Below are 13,750 nucleotides of genomic sequence, written 5' to 3'. Positions count from 1 at the left end.
CGGCGGTCTCTCCCCCTTACTGGCTCTAACAAAGGCGGTTTCACCAAGGTCCACCTCGCGGCGGATGGGCGCGGTCTGCCCCTGGCTGTAGTGGTCACACCGGGCAATGTCAACGACTCCACCGTGTTCGACACGGCTGCGCCTTCACTGGGCGCGCCGTCGCGCGCTTGTTCATCACGCGGCCCTCACGCAGCCACGGGGGTCTCGCACTGGCCTGCCCATCCGAGGCAGGGCCAGCAACGGGTCGATCGCCGCCCACGATTTATCGGTCAGTTCATGGCGTCGCACCACGAACAGGCCAGCGTCGCCAACACTTTGCGGGCCCGGCTCAGGGCCAACTGCGCCGCTTCGCGTCGAGACCGTTCTGTGTGATGAGGCAGCCGGCGAGGTCATGCGCCGATGCCGTGGGCGAGCAGGCTTTCGGCGGTGTCCGCGATCGTGTCCTCGATCGGACGCGCCTTCCAGCCGAGGAGCTTCTCCGCCTTCGCACCGGTCGCGTCGAGGTCGCGGCCCAGCTGGTGCTTGAGCAGGCGCAGTTCGGGGTTGACGGTGGCCAGGGCCCGGGTGAGCCAGACGGGCAGTTCGCGGGTCGGGGCCTTGGCGGCGCGTTCGCCCATGCGGTCGTGCAGGATGCGGGCGATGTCGACGACGCGCAGGCTGTGGCCCGCGACGGCGAGGAAGCGTTCGCCGGCGGCCGCGGGGTCGGTCATGGCGCGCACGTGCAGGTCGGCGACGTCGCGGACGTCGACGTAGCCCATACCGAAGGGCGGGCAGGCGGGGACGCGTCCCTCCAGCATCCTGCGGACCAGGCGCAGGGAGGGCGGGTCGTCGGGGCCGAGGAGGGGGCCGAAGACGCCCACGGGGTGTACGGCGGTCAGTTCCATACCGCCGCCTTCTTCCCGGATGAACCGCCAGGCGGCACGCTCGGCGAGGGTCTTGGAACGCTGGTAGGGCGGGATATCGGCGTCGATGTCGGTCCAGTCCTCCTCGGTGAACGGGGTGGAGCGTGGGGGGTGTCCGATGCCGACGGCGCCGAAGGCGCTGGTCAGCACGGTACGGCGGACGCCTGCGTCACGGGCGGCGCGCAGGACGCGCAGGACCCCTTCGCGTGCCGGGACGACCAGGTCGTCGTCGCTTGCGGGGGTGTGACGCAGGGTGGGTGAAGCGACGTGGAGGACGTGCTCACAGTCGGCTACGGCGGCGTCCCAGCCGTCGGAGTGCTGGAGGTCGGCGCGTACGACGGTGAGCCGGTCGTCGTCGAAGACGGCGGCCTCGTGCAGCCAGGAGCGCAAGGCCGGTTCGCGCTGTAGGTCGCGGACTGTGGTGCGGACCGTGTGGCCGGTGTCGAGCAGGGCGAGGATGCACCAGCTTCCGATGAATCCGGTCCCTCCGGTGACCAGTACGGGTGTCATGGGTGTCTCCTCAGCTGGCGGCGTGGGTGGGAAGGGGGGTGGATGGGGGTGTCACGGGCAGTCGTCGGGCGGCGATGCTGCTGGCGAGGAGGGCGTGGCTGATCATGATCGGGTAGATGACGGCGCGTTCGAGCAGGCCGATGTTCCACATCCAGCCGGTGAGGGCGTCGGCCATGAAGAGCGGGAAGGCGATCAGGCCCGCGGTGCCCAGGGCGATGCTCACGGTCGAGCGGCGTCGGCTGAGGCCGATGCGTGCGCCGTTGGCTCCGACGGCGATCGCCATGACGCTGCCGGCGAGCATGACGGTCTGCGCGCCGAGCGTGTGGAGGGCGATCAGGCCGTTGTCAACGTTGGCGTTGGAGCCTTGGAAGATGCCGACGAGGCCGACTCCGGCGCCGGCCAGGACGGCGAGTATCACGATGATGGTCGGGCGGACGCCCTTGCGCGGGTCGAACACGAGGAACGCGCCGACGGCCAGGAGGATGCCGTAGACCACCCAGCCGGTGTTCATGACGGCGCCGAGGGGCGAGTTGGCGACTTGCCCGAACGCGGTCTGGGGCGGGCCGGTCAGGCCGAGGTGACTGACCCAGTTGTGGAAGGGCGAGTACGGCGGGTCCTGCCATGCGGCGGCGGTGACGAACTCGGCCAGCCAGGACACGAGCGGGCCGAGCAGGATGAGGAGGCCCCCGGCGCGGGCGGCCGGGCCGGAGCGGACGATGGGGTTCATGACAGGGCCATTCCGGGGATGCGCTGGCGGATGGCCTCCAGCTCGGCTTCGTCGGAGACGCCCTGCCAGTCGTAGCGCGGGGTGTACGGGGCTTCCAGGGCGCGCACCTCGTCGTCGGTGAGGTCGATGTCGAGGGAGGCCACGGCCTGGTCGATCTGGCGGATGGAGCCAGCGCCGACGAGGGGCGCGGTGACCACCGGCTGGCGGCGCAGCCAGGCGAGCGCGATCTGGGCGCGGCTCGCGCCGTGCGCGTCCGCCACCTGGCCGACCGCGTCGATGATCGCCTTGTTGGACGCTTCCTGCGCGGGTGAGTAGAGCAGATCGGCGTAGGCCGCGTCGGTTTCGGAGCGTTGGGTGGAGCGGGCGTCATCCCAGGCCCGGGCCAGGCGGCCGCGGGCCAGGGGGGACCAGATGAGGGTGCCGACGCCTTCGTCCAGGCACAGCGGGATCATCTCCCGTTCCTCTTCGCGGGCGAGGAGGTTGTAGTGGTTCTGCATCGACACGAACCGCGCCCAGCCGTGCTGCTTCTGCAGGTGGAGGGCCTTGGCGAATTCCCAGGCGTGCATGGAGGAGGCGCCGAGGTAGCGGACCTTGCCGCCCTGCACGAGGTCGCTGAGGGCCTGGAGTGTCTCCTCCCAGGGGGTGGAGTGGTCGTTGCGATGGATCTGGTAGAGGTCGATGTAGTCCGTGCCGAGGCGGCGCAGGGAGTGGTCGACCTCGGTCATGATCGCTTTGCGTGACAGTCCGCGTCCGTTCGGGCCCGGGCGCATCGGGTGACGCAGTTTCGTGGCGATGACCACGGCGTCGCGGTCGGCGTAGTCCTTCAGTGCGCGGCCAAGGATCTCCTCGCTGGAGCCGTTGGAGTACAAGTTCGCGGTGTCGAAGAAGTTGATGCCCGCCTCCAGGGCGTGCTTGATGAGCGGGCGGGCCTCCTCCTCCCCCTTCGACCAGACGGGGTGCCCGCGGTCGGGTTCGCCGTAGGTCATGGCGCCGATGGCGATCGGTGACACGTCCAGGCCGGTGGTGCCGAGCTTGATGTAGTGCATGGTGCCCCTCTAAAGTAAGTGGAGAACTCTCCGAATAACGTAGTGGAGAGTTCTCCACTTAGCAAGGGGGGATCTCGTGGTCCGAGCCGACGCCCGTGAGAACAGGGCGCGCATCCTCGCTGCCGCCCGCGAGGCGCTGGGCGAGGACGGCGGCACGTCGATGAACCAGATCGCCCAGCGCGCCGGCGTCGGCCCAGGCACGCTGTACCGCAACTTCCCCACCCGCGAGGCGCTGGTCCTGGCCGTCTATCAGGACGAGGTCTCCCGCATCACCGGCACCGTGCCCGACCTGCTCGCCCGGATGCCGCCCCTGGAGGCGCTGCGCGCCTGGACGCTCGACCTGGTCGAGGCCATGCGCAGGAAGCACGGCCTGGGCGAGGCCCTCAGCCCCAGCGCGCACCAGGCGATGAGCGAACAGAGCTACGGCCCGGTCATCACCGCCATCACCGAGCTCCTCGACGCCGGCAAGGAGGACGGGAGCATCCGCGCGGACGCGGACCCCGGTGACTTCCTCCAGCTCACCGGCGCGCTCTGGCGTGCCGCCGCCGTCCCCGAGGACCGCGCTCCCCGCATGCTCGCGCTCATCCTCGACGGGCTGCGCGCACAGCCGCAGCGCTGAGGACCGGTCGGAGATCAGTCGAAGACCGGCCGGAGACCGGGTGACGACCGCGTGCTGACAGTGGCAGGCGGTCGTGTCCGGCAGAGGTACTCAGCAGGCCGCCGACACGGGGCTCTCACCGCCGCCCTCGTGTGTCAACTCCCGGTCGATCACACGGCCTTGGGAGACATACAGGTCGTAGGTCCAGCTGCCGTCACGACGGCCGACCAGTCCGCCAGCGGCGGCCCCCTGAACTCGCCCGGCGGCGAGTCGAGCACGGTGCACGGTGCAGCAGCGGGCTCCAGCCTCCGGACTCGCCCTGAACAAACGGGAGTTCACCGATGCCGCACGACCGACCGGTGCCATCTGCGATCCGAACCGCGAGGGCCTGCGTCACCGGAAGGCGCGGGGCGGTCATGGCAAAACTCCGCCCTCCAAGCCTGGACGAACGCGGGCTCGGTCTGCCGGAATGCGGGCCAGCCTGCGCGCCTGCGGAGCATCGGTGAACACCTCCGCGGTCACCTGCCCGCCACTGGTAGTCATCCGGACATCCCACGACGCCCGGTAATGGCCGTTGATCACGTTCGGCCCCGGCCTGCCGGACGCGTTGCGCTGGACAGGGCTGTCCGCGAAACACTGCGCCGCGCCGTCGACGAGGTGTTCCCCGCTCAGGACGGCTGACGACGGTCCGCCGCTGCGGGTGATCCCCGCTCATCGGGCTTGCCATCCCGCTGGACGTGACCCGCGCCGCTCCATCGATGGCACGTGCTCAAGGTTCGGCGTCACGGGACACAGGCACATCAGGAGTGGCACGCGACCTACCGGGGTCCCATGTCCAGAGATTTGGTCCCTGTCTCAGGTGACGTGGTCCGATTCGCTTGCGATCTCAGGCGACCTGGTCCGCCGGCGTCCGTAGCTGTCCTGCCCCACCCAACACCTTTGACTGGTGGCTCACCTTCCCGCTCGCGCGGCCAGTCGGGCGGCGCGCAGGCTGAGGTGGTGCCGCTCCGGGAGGCTGGCGGTGCGGCGGGCGGCGGTGCGGTAGTCGGCGACGGCAGCCTCCCGGTCCCCGGCGAGCTCGTGCAGATGGGCGCGGACCGCGTACAGCCGGTGGTGGCCCGCGAGCGCGGGCGGCGGGTCGGCGAGCAGGGCGAGGCCGGCTGCGGGGCCGTCCACCATGGCGGTGGCGACCGCCCGGTTCAGGGTGATCAGCGGATTGTCGGAGATGCGGGCAAGCACCCCGTACAGGGCGAGGATCTGCGGCCAGTCGGTCTCGGCGGCGGTCGGCGCCTCGTCGTGGACGGCCGCGATCGCGGCCTGCACCTGGTACGGGCCGACCGGGCCGCGCGGCAGAGCGGCGGTGATCAGCGCGACGCCCTCGGCGATCGCAACGGTGTCCCATCGGCTGCGGTCCTGCTCGGCGAGCGGGACGAGTTCGCCGTCCGGGCCGGTACGGGCGGGCCCGCGCGCCTCGGTGAGCAGCATCAGCGCGAGCAGGCCGGCCACTTCGGCGTTGTCCGGCAGCAGCGTGTGGACGGCCCGGGTGAGGCGGATCGCCTCCCGGGAGAGTTCGACGCGCCGCAGCTCGGGGCCGGTGCTGCTGGCGTACCCCTCGTTGAAGATCAGGTAGAGGACGTGCAGCACCGCGTCCAGCCGGGCCGGCCACTCGGCGCTGTCCGGCATCCGGAACGGCACCCCGGAGGCTTTGATCCGCTGCTTGGCCCGGCTGATCCGCTGGCCCATGGTCGCCTCGGGGACGAGGAACGCCGCGGCGATCTCGCCGGTGGTCAGACCGCCGACCGAGCGAAGGGTGAGCGCGATCGCCGAGGCCGGCGACAGCACGGGGTGGCAGCACAGGAACAGCAGCGTGAGGGTGTCGTCGTGCGCGCCCTCGTCCCCGGTGTCGGCCCCGGGCGCGGACCGCCGGTCGGCGGGGACCTGACCGGCCACCAGCTCCTCGCGTCGACGGCGGGCCTGCTCGCTGCGGACCTGCTCGGTCATCCGGCGGCTGGCGACCTGAACCAGCCAGCCGCGCGGGTTGCGCGGCACACCCTCGGCCGGCCACTGCGTGGCGGCGGCCAGCAAGGCGTCCTGGACAGCGTCCTCGGCTGCGCCGAAGTCCCCCCAGCGGCGGGTGAGCACGCCGACGACCTGCGGCGCGAGCGTGCGCAGCAAGTCGTCGAGGGTTGGTTCGAAAGTCGTCATCGGGGAGTGTTCACAGCTCGGTGGGCGGGGCCGCCATGATCTGGCGCACCTCGATCGGCATGTTGAGCGGCCGTCCGCCCGGGCCGGGGGCGGCGGAGACGGCGGCGGCGATCTCGATCGCGCGCTGCTCGGTGTCGCAGTCCACGATCCACCAGCCGGCCACCCACTCCTTGGACTCCGGGAACGGGCCCTCGGTGACGACCGGCGCGCCGCCGCTGTGGGAGCGCACGATCCGGGCGGTCTCCGGCATGGCCAGGCCCTGGGCGTCGACCAGCTCACCAGCGGCGGCGAGGCCGGCATTGGTCTGCTTCATGAACTGGATGTGGGCCTGGATCTCCTCGGGCCTCCACTCGTCGAGCTTGGGGAAGTCGGCGTTCTTCTCGCTGAACTGCATCAGCAGCATGTACTTCATGGTTCTGCTCCTCGTTCGTCGTGCCCGCCCCGGGCAGGGGCTGTCACGGGTAGGTAGAAGCACGCCCGAGGGTTTCGACATCCTCGGCGGGAATCCGCGAAAAAACTTAGCGGCCCCCACGGGGACAAGCCCGCAGCAGCCCCGCGACCCGCAGCGCCTCCGCGGCCGCAGCGACCGTGCCACCAGCCGACCACAGCCGCGCCGCCACGCCCGGTGTGCAGAGCTGACATCGGGGTCGATATCGCCTCGCGCACGACCTGCGCGGCCATCCTGCGACCGGCGGGCACCAAGGCGGTCGACCGACCCAGGCGTGGTATCAGTTCGAAACGCCTCCGCCGGACCAGATCAGCTGAGACGCCACGGGCATCCACTTTCCCCGGACCGGATCACCTGAGATTCCTGGCGCCTCAGCGTCTCACTTGATCTGGTCGCTCCAGGTCTGAGCCGGTTCCGCGGACCAGATCCTCTGCGACGGGACAACCGGCAGCTCGCCGCACAGCCGGGGAAGGAACTGCGGCGACGGCTCATCCGTCTGTCGTCGGAATCGGAAGTGGTGTTCCACTCTTACTGGCAGGGTCGGCAGCCTGGACGGCACTGCACGGTGCACGCCATGCCCGAGCAGCCCCCTAACCCGCCACTGCCGCCCGACCCGCACCGGCTCCGGGGCATCCTCGCGTTCCTCAACGGGGAGATCGCCGACAACGACACGCTCGCCGCCTACTCCGGATCCAGCGCGGCGCGGTACACAAGGCGCTTGCCCGAGCGGGACGTCCGACTCAGCAGCAGCCACCGGCATGCGGCGTAAAGAACAGCCGTTCACTCCCCCGGCTTCAGCCCGGCGCCTACGAAGACCTGCTACGCCGTTCAGCAGAAACGCACCCCGCACGGACCCACTGCCGGCCGGATTCGGGGTTGGGGATCCTCGACTGAATGCGGGTGGCCCCGCGTGGGGCGGGGTGCCCGCGATGACTATGCAACCGGCGCGTCAATGCCTGATTTGAGATACTTCGCATTAATGTCCTGTAAATGAAATAAGTCGGTCTATCACAGATCGCATCCATTCACTTTCACGGAGACGACATGCACAAGCTTCGCAAGGTTGCCGTCCTGGTCGCTGCCCTCGGCAGCGTGGGAATCATGGCCGCTGGTACCGCCCACGCCGGCGGCGAGGGCGGCGGCCACGGCGACGGCTTCAACATCCAGCAGAGTTCCAAATGCAGGTCGCACGACCTGAACGTCGACGTCCTCGGCGAGGTCGGACTGATCAACGGCGCGCTGGGCAACGCGCTGAACGGCGAGGGCAACCCGGGCGCGCAGGCCAGCAGCCTCGGCTCGACGATGGGCTGCAACAACAGCGCGTTCTAATGGCAGGCGCGCCTCTCAGCGGATCGAGGGGCGCGCCGCGTCTCGCATCAGGATGGATGTCAGACGCGCGACCGCCCCGTCTTTGTGGAGGAGCGGGGCGGTCGGTGCGGTCTCAAACCAAGATGTCCGGTGGGCCCGGTTGGCGCCGGGCCGGATCCCAGGATGCCACGACATACAAGCCGGGTTCTCCACATCCGGCAGGCCCGCCAGAGCAGTTCGGCGCTCCGGCAGCAGTGGTGTGCGCACCAGCCAGCCACTGATGCCGTCGACGCGGTGTTCGAGGCGTCATGGCCGCCTGAGCCGACCAAGTTGACCGTTCAGGCGATTGCCCATTGGTCTGTCACAGAAGATCGCGGAGTGCGAACTCGGCTTTGTCCACTGCCTCAGTGAGAACCGCCATGTCCGCCACGGCCTCCTGTAGCTGAGTCACGTGAAGGCTGGTTTCCTCACGGGCCAGATCGAGCGCCGCCAGCCCGACTCGGGCCTGGAACACTGCGGTTGAGGCATCCGGCACGGCGACCAACGCAGCTGCCGCCTGTAGAGCAAGGTCCAGCTCTGGCTGCGCCGGGGGCGACGCCACGGACCGGCTGCACTCCTCGGACGTGTCGATCTACACCAGTGCCGTCGGCCGCTGGCTCACCCGTCAGCCCGTCGGCATCCGCCTGCGCGACGAGAGCCGGGACGAACTTCACTGGCTGGCTGACTCGTTGGACGACGGCGTGGGCACGGTGGCGACGATGATGCTCGGCACCCGGTTCCTGGCGAACGTCGGCCGCGACGGGCTCTGGCACGAACGCGTCGTGCGCTCCTACCGGGACCAGTGGAAGGCCCAAGCACGCCGAGACAGTCCAGCGGCTGTCTGCCTCCGATGTCGAACTGGCCTGCTACGAGGCAGGGCTTTCCTTCCTTCTACGGCGGCGGTTACGAGAAGCTGCACGAGCCGCTCAACACCCACTTCGACTGGGACGCCCCCGAGTACAAGCCGCTGTCGGACGCGGACGTGGTCAGCGTGCTCGGTGCGATCACGGACCGGCCGTACTGGCTGACCGCCTCCAACCACGACGTGCCCGAGCTGCACCCCTACCTACGCGGCGTGATCAAGGCGACGCCCCGCGCCGCTCCCTTCTACGTCTATGTCTCGGCTGCTCCGACGCGGATCGTCGCTCCCCGCCAGCCGGTCGATCCGGTCAAGGCCCCGCGCCTGCAGACGGGCGAGGAATTGACCGGTCCGCTCAAGCTCGCCCTGCTCAAGCCCGGCCAGTTCAACGCGCTGCGCTCCCAGTACGTCAACCCGCGCATCGCGCCCGGTGCCGCGAACCTCGCTGTCGCGGTCAAGGACGGCACCGGGAAGATCCTCGGCGTCTTCGCCATGGCCCCGAGCAGCTACACCCCGGACGAGGCCTACCTGCTGTCCGACTTCGCCGTCGCGCCAACCGACCACTGACGTTTCAGGCGTGATGTCCCACGCAGAACAGCCTCTGCCTGGAAAGCTGAGATGCTCGTGCCGTCCGGTTCCACCTGCTCGGGCACGTCAGCCGACCTGGTGTAATCGGCCTTGCCCGGGGTTTGTTGTCCGCCGTCAGCCGCCGCGGCCGGGGGCCGAGGCCCGCAGCTCACCACGGCCGCACCGAGCACGCCTGTCAACACGGCTGCCGTCAGCCGTCTACCCCCACCCTTCAACTCGCTCATCCCCCTGTGTGTCCTGGAAGGGGAGAGTAGGGAATCCGCTGCAGAACCGCGTCAGTGGGTTCTTCCGTCCTGCTCAGAGCTGTCGCCACCGGTTCCCTATGCTTCCCGTGGGAACCGTTCGCCGTCCAGAGGCTGTTCTGCTTGCGACATCACGCCTGGAATCTCGGTAACCGGAAGGGTGGTTTCTCCCGGCTGCGTAAGTATCGGCGTTTTCCTGCTGAACGTCGGGAGATCTATCGATGGTGATTACCCTCCACCCGAAGGAGAACGCCATGCGTGTACCTCTTGCCCTGTCGGCCGCTGCTCTGACTGCTCTCGCAGTCATCGGATGCGCAGGCGCCGCAGCCGCTGACGACGGGGCCTTCGGAGTAGCCAAGAACAGTCCCGGAGTCGTGTCCGGCAACGTGATTCAGGTGCCCGTCGAAGTTGACGCCAACGTGTGTGGCAACACCATCAATGTCGTTGGGCTTCTGAACCCCGCACACGGCAACGTCTGTGTGAACGAGTAGGCACGGACGACCTGTTCGATCTTGTCCGCCCTGGGCGTTGTCCGGTGGGACTCGATACCGTTGTTCACCGGACACGCTCTAAACTGAGGGGTAGCGCAGGGGCGCGCACTGGAGGAGCTGCATGGTCCGGCCCCTGCCCGCCCGTCACCCTGTCGGCTTTCGCCGTGACGGTCGGCCGATCTACCCGATTCTCGGTGCCTCCTCGGACGACGAGACGAACGACCAGCTCGGCGATACCGGCGACGACAGTCGGCGCACGGCATTCCGCTCGCCACCACACTGACCGGCGGCAACCGTCACGAAGTCACCCAGCTCATGCCCCTGGTCAACTCCGTGCCACCGGTCGGGGGCAAACGCGGGCGCCCCCGCCGACGCCCCGGCGTGCTGTACACCGACCGCGGCTATGCAAGACGGGCACCTGACCGCACGTTCCCAGAACGCTCCCATCTGACGTAACGAAGGCCCTCCGTGAAGATCACGGAGGGCCTTCGCCACGTCAAGCAAGGCTCTGACCTGGTGTATCTCGGTGCTCCGGCAGGCGAAAGGCGGCGGGACAGCTGGATTCGAATCAGCCTGTTCTGGTTTCGAAATCCAGCAGGCGGCACTTGCGGTCCAGGCCGCCGCCGTAGCCGGTGAGGTCGCCGCTCGCGCCGATGACCCGGTGGCAGGGCACGATGATGCCGATCGGGTTCCTGCCGTTGGCGAGGCCGACCGCGCGGGAGGCCCGGGGATTGCCGAGGGCGTCGGCGAGTTCGCCGTAGGAGCGGGTCTCGCCGTACGGGATGCGGGTGAGCTGGTCCCAGACGCTGCGCTGGAACGGCGTTCCGGCCAGGCGCAGTTCGAGGGAGAACTCGGTCAACTCGCCCGCGAAGTACGCCGACAGCTGTTCCTCCGCCGCCGCGAAGGGGGCGTCGCCGGGGCTGCCGGGGCCGCCGAGGGACTCCTCCGGCGGGCGGTGGCGCTGCCCGACCATGTACAGGCCGCACAGCGCGCCGTCCTCGGCGACGAGCGTGAGGGGGCCGTAGGGGCTGGGGATGACGGTGTGCTGCTTCATGTGTCGCCGGTCCTTGTACGTGTACGGGCTCAGACGGGAAGGAAGTTGATCGGGTGGCTGTCGGTCGCCCACAGGTACTGCACCGCGTACGCCCGCCAGGGCCGCCAGGTCTCGGCGCGGGCGGTGAGGGCGGCGGGGGTGGCCGGCAGCCCCGACTCGGCCGCGGCGCGGCGGATTCCGAGGTCGGTGGGGAGGAAGGCGTCGGGGTCGCCCAGGGCGCGCATGGCGATGACGTCGACCGTCCAGGGGCCGAAGCCGGGCAGGGCGAGGAGCCGGGCGCGGGCCTCGGACCAGTCGGACTCGACGCCCAGGTGCAGGGTGCCGTCGGCGAGTTGGCGGACGAGGGTGGTGAAGGTCGTACGCCGGGTGCGGGGCATGGCCAGCGTGTCGGGGTCCGCGCCGGCGAGGGCCTCGGGGGACGGGAAGAGGTGGGTGAGGCCGCCCTCGGGGTCGTCCAGGGGCTCGCCGTGCGCGGTGACCAGACGGGCCGCGTGGGTGCGGGCGGCGGCCGTGGACACCTGCTGGCCGAGAACGGCACGGACCGCGAACTCCGCCTCGTCGACCGTGCGCGGCACCCGGCGGCCCGGCGCCTTGTCGACCAGCGACGCGAGGAACGGGTCGGCGCGCAACCGGTCGTCGACGGCGACCGGATCGGCGTCCAGGTCGAGCATGCGCCGGCAGCGGCTGATCGCCACGGTCAGGTCGCGCAGGTCGCCGAGGGTGAGCCGGCAGGCGATGTGGTCGGGGCGCGGGGCGAGGGAGACGATCCCGTGGCCGTACGGCAGGCGCAGCGAGCGCCGGTAGCTGCCGTCGCGCCATTCCTCGACGCCGGGTACGGCGGTGGCGGCGAGGTGGCCGAAGAGGTTGTCGGGGTTGAGCGGGGCGCGGAACGGCAGCCGGAGGGTGAGCGTGCCCGGGGTGCTCGCCGGACCGCTGCGGGGCGCCTTCGCGCGCAGCTCGCTCGGGGAGAGGGCGAAGACCTCGCGGACGGTGCCGTTGAAGGTGCGGATGGAGGAGAAGCCGGCCGCGAAGGCGATCTCCGCCATGGGCAGCGCGCTGGTCTCGATGAGCAGCCGCGCGGTCTGGGCGCGCTGGGCGCGGGCGAGCGCGAGGGGGCCGGCGCCCAGTTCGGCGAGGAGCTGGCGTTCGACCTGGCGGGTGCTGTAGCCGAGCCGGGCGGCGAGTCCGGGCACGCCCTCGCGGTCCACGACGCCGTCGGCGATCAGCCGCATGGCCCGGGCGACCAGGTCGGCGCGCTGGTTCCACTCCGGGGAGCCGGGGCTGGTGTCGGGGCGGCAGCGCTTGCAGGCCCGGAAACCCGCCTGCTGGCAGGCGGCCGCGCTCGGGTAGAACGTCATGTTCTCCGGCTTGGGCGGGACGACGGGGCAGCTGGGCCGGCAGTAGATCCGGGTGGTCAGGACGGCCGTGAAGAACCATCCGTCGAATCGCGCGTCCTTGGACTGCACGGCGCGTACGCAGTGTTCCCGGTCGAGGTGCGTCGCTGTCTGCATGCCTCAAGGATCGGTCACGGGCACGGGCTGCCGCTGGCGGAAATCCGACACCAGTGTTCCCCGGCGTGGGGCGGGGCGGTCGCCGTCCAGCACCTAGGGGGTGTCGTTGCCGGTGCCCTCGCCGTGCCGGAAGGCGGCGATCCACTCGGCGGTGTGGCGCAGTCCGCCGAAGGTGTAGAAGTGCACCTTGACCGTGCCGTGCCGCTCGGGGTCGTAGCGCCGGGCGAGGGTGTGCAGGAAGCGGTCGGGACCGGTCGTGCCCATGAGGTTGGTCAGTGAGAAACCGTACTTGCGGGCGACGGAGGCGCTCGTCGCGACGCCGAACCGGGTGGCGTAGCCGAGCAGCCGGCGCACCCCGGCCGGGCCGGGCACGCCGATGCGGACGGGGAGGTGGACGCCCCGGGCGCGGGTGGCCTCCAGCCAGGTGAGGACCGGTTCGACGTCGAAGCCGAACTGGGTGATGACGTCACCGTCGAAGCGCTGCGCCCCGATCACGGCGGCCTTGTCGGTGAGCGCCGACCAGAGCGTGCCGTCGGCTATCGCGGGGTGGCCTTCGGGGTAGCCGCTGATGCCGACGTGCCGGACGCCGTGGCGCTGGAGCAGGCCGGTGCGCAGGACGGCGAGGGAGTCGTCGTAGGGGCCCTCGGGGCGGGCGGGGTCGCCGCCGACGACGAAGACGTTCTCGGCGGTGCCGTCCTCGGCGAGGGCGGACAGGAACGCGTCGAGGGCGTCGCGGGAGGGCAGGCGGCGGGCGGAGACGTGCGGCACGGGGACGAAGCCGAGCCGCTTGACCGCGCGGGCGGCCGCGCGCCGCATGCCGAGGTCCTCACCGGCGAGGAAGGTGATGTTGATCCTCGTACCCGGCGGAATGCTGTCGCGGGCCTCCTCCAGCCGGGCCACGTCCTTGCCGGTCATCTCCAACGAGAAGTCGTCCAGCAGAGCGGCACCGACCGCCGGCATGACGCTGACACCGGGCTTCATCGCGCTCCTCGTACGGCTGTGATCGTGACCTCGGCCGATGATGTCACGGGGGCGTGGGAGGCCGGGGGTGGGGGCTGGGGGGGCGGGGGTTGTGGGTGGAGGTTGGGGGTGGAGGTTGGGAGCCTGGGGGGGGGTTGCCGGGGAGCCGGGGTCTGGAGGCCGGGTGCGGGGCGCAGGCCGCCGGGCAGCTGACGCGACCGCCCCACCGCGCCTCGACCCGCGGACCCGGACACCCTCCGGG

Annotated in this window: 14 protein-coding genes and 4 pseudogenes; 8 read left to right on the top strand and 10 right to left on the bottom strand. The window is 70.4% G+C overall.

All coding sequences use genetic code 11. The annotated features are described in order from the left end of the window. Positions 1 to 21: 21 nt before the first annotated feature. A pseudogene (locus ACFC8N_RS40840) lies at positions 22 to 159 on the top strand (transposase); the annotation flags it as partial. A gap of 27 nt (positions 160 to 186) precedes the next feature. Here the strand turns inward: ACFC8N_RS40840 and ACFC8N_RS40835 are convergent. The 4 genes and pseudogenes from ACFC8N_RS40835 to ACFC8N_RS40820 form a co-directional block, all read right to left on the bottom strand. Beyond that, a pseudogene (locus ACFC8N_RS40835) lies at positions 187 to 297 on the bottom strand (IS5/IS1182 family transposase); the annotation flags it as partial. Positions 298 to 389: 92 nt separating this feature from the next. After that, on the bottom strand, positions 390 to 1,412 hold the full coding sequence (locus ACFC8N_RS40830) for an SDR family oxidoreductase (RefSeq protein WP_376294433.1): 1,023 nt from the start codon (positions 1,410 to 1,412) through the stop codon (positions 390 to 392). A gap of 10 nt (positions 1,413 to 1,422) precedes the next feature. Further along, a complete protein-coding gene (locus ACFC8N_RS40825) occupies positions 1,423 to 2,139 on the bottom strand; it encodes a DUF998 domain-containing protein (protein WP_376294430.1) in 717 nt (238 codons plus the stop codon). Next, a complete protein-coding gene (locus ACFC8N_RS40820) occupies positions 2,136 to 3,185 on the bottom strand; it encodes an aldo/keto reductase (RefSeq protein WP_376294429.1) in 1,050 nt (349 codons plus the stop codon). Before ACFC8N_RS40820 ends, ACFC8N_RS40825 begins: the two co-directional genes overlap by 4 nt. Positions 3,186 to 3,261: 76 nt before the next feature. Between ACFC8N_RS40820 and ACFC8N_RS40815 the strand changes: the two genes are divergently transcribed. After that, positions 3,262 to 3,804: a TetR/AcrR family transcriptional regulator gene (locus ACFC8N_RS40815; RefSeq protein ID WP_376294426.1), complete on the top strand. Its 543-nt coding sequence runs from the start codon at positions 3,262 to 3,264 to the stop codon at positions 3,802 to 3,804. Between the two features lie 930 nt (positions 3,805 to 4,734). Here ACFC8N_RS40815 and ACFC8N_RS40810 read toward each other — a convergent pair. After that, positions 4,735 to 5,988, bottom strand: a complete 1,254-nt coding sequence (locus ACFC8N_RS40810; RefSeq protein WP_376294424.1) for an RNA polymerase sigma factor — start codon at positions 5,986 to 5,988, stop codon at positions 4,735 to 4,737. 10 nt (positions 5,989 to 5,998) lie between these two features. Next, the gene (locus ACFC8N_RS40805) at positions 5,999 to 6,400 is read right to left on the bottom strand and encodes a YciI family protein (protein ID WP_356025398.1); all 402 of its coding nucleotides are present in this window, start codon (positions 6,398 to 6,400) and stop codon (positions 5,999 to 6,001) included. Positions 6,401 to 7,010: 610 nt separating this feature from the next. Here ACFC8N_RS40805 and ACFC8N_RS40800 point away from each other — a divergent pair. Together ACFC8N_RS40800 and ACFC8N_RS40795 are read left to right on the top strand one after the other, a co-directional pair. Then, positions 7,011 to 7,205: a hypothetical protein gene (locus tag ACFC8N_RS40800; RefSeq protein WP_376294422.1), complete on the top strand. Its 195-nt coding sequence runs from the start codon at positions 7,011 to 7,013 to the stop codon at positions 7,203 to 7,205. A gap of 275 nt (positions 7,206 to 7,480) precedes the next feature. Further along, positions 7,481 to 7,765 carry a hypothetical protein gene (locus ACFC8N_RS40795; RefSeq protein WP_356025390.1) on the top strand — a complete coding sequence of 95 codons (285 nt, stop codon included), beginning with the start codon at positions 7,481 to 7,483 and terminating at the stop codon, positions 7,763 to 7,765. Positions 7,766 to 8,105: 340 nt separating this feature from the next. Here ACFC8N_RS40795 and ACFC8N_RS40790 read toward each other — a convergent pair whose 3' ends face one another. Then, positions 8,106 to 8,345 carry a hypothetical protein gene (locus ACFC8N_RS40790; RefSeq protein WP_376294419.1) on the bottom strand — a complete coding sequence of 80 codons (240 nt, stop codon included), beginning with the start codon at positions 8,343 to 8,345 and terminating at the stop codon, positions 8,106 to 8,108. A 22-nt stretch (positions 8,346 to 8,367) separates the two neighbouring features. Between ACFC8N_RS40790 and ACFC8N_RS40785 the strand changes: the two are divergent. The 4 genes and pseudogenes from ACFC8N_RS40785 to ACFC8N_RS40770 all read left to right on the top strand — a co-directional run. Next, positions 8,368 to 8,535: pseudogene (locus ACFC8N_RS40785) on the top strand (hypothetical protein); the annotation flags it as partial. Between the two features lie 98 nt (positions 8,536 to 8,633). Beyond that, the gene (locus ACFC8N_RS40780) at positions 8,634 to 9,209 is read left to right on the top strand and encodes a hypothetical protein (RefSeq protein ID WP_376294418.1); all 576 of its coding nucleotides are present in this window, start codon (positions 8,634 to 8,636) and stop codon (positions 9,207 to 9,209) included. Between the two features lie 517 nt (positions 9,210 to 9,726). Further along, on the top strand, positions 9,727 to 9,963 hold the full coding sequence (locus ACFC8N_RS40775; RefSeq protein WP_376294547.1) for a chaplin: 237 nt from the start codon (positions 9,727 to 9,729) through the stop codon (positions 9,961 to 9,963). A 252-nt stretch (positions 9,964 to 10,215) separates the two neighbouring features. Further along, positions 10,216 to 10,368: pseudogene (locus ACFC8N_RS40770) on the top strand (IS5/IS1182 family transposase); the annotation flags it as partial. Positions 10,369 to 10,531: 163 nt separating this feature from the next. Here ACFC8N_RS40770 and ACFC8N_RS40765 read toward each other — a convergent pair. The 3 genes from ACFC8N_RS40765 to ACFC8N_RS40755 form a co-directional block, all read right to left on the bottom strand. Beyond that, positions 10,532 to 11,017 carry a methylated-DNA--[protein]-cysteine S-methyltransferase gene (locus tag ACFC8N_RS40765; protein WP_376294415.1) on the bottom strand — a complete coding sequence of 162 codons (486 nt, stop codon included), beginning with the start codon at positions 11,015 to 11,017 and terminating at the stop codon, positions 10,532 to 10,534. A gap of 29 nt (positions 11,018 to 11,046) precedes the next feature. Continuing rightward, positions 11,047 to 12,528: an AlkA N-terminal domain-containing protein gene (locus tag ACFC8N_RS40760; protein ID WP_376294413.1), complete on the bottom strand. Its 1,482-nt coding sequence runs from the start codon at positions 12,526 to 12,528 to the stop codon at positions 11,047 to 11,049. Between the two features lie 93 nt (positions 12,529 to 12,621). Continuing rightward, on the bottom strand, positions 12,622 to 13,509 hold the full coding sequence (locus ACFC8N_RS40755) for a methylenetetrahydrofolate reductase (RefSeq protein WP_376294411.1): 888 nt from the start codon (positions 13,507 to 13,509) through the stop codon (positions 12,622 to 12,624). Positions 13,510 to 13,750: the final 241 nt, after the last annotated feature.

The sequence above is a fragment of the Streptomyces sp. NPDC055966 genome (genome assembly GCF_042269865.1).
Taxonomy (GTDB): domain Bacteria; phylum Actinomycetota; class Actinomycetes; order Streptomycetales; family Streptomycetaceae; genus Streptomyces.
This window is presented reverse-complemented; position numbering and strand designations above follow the sequence as displayed.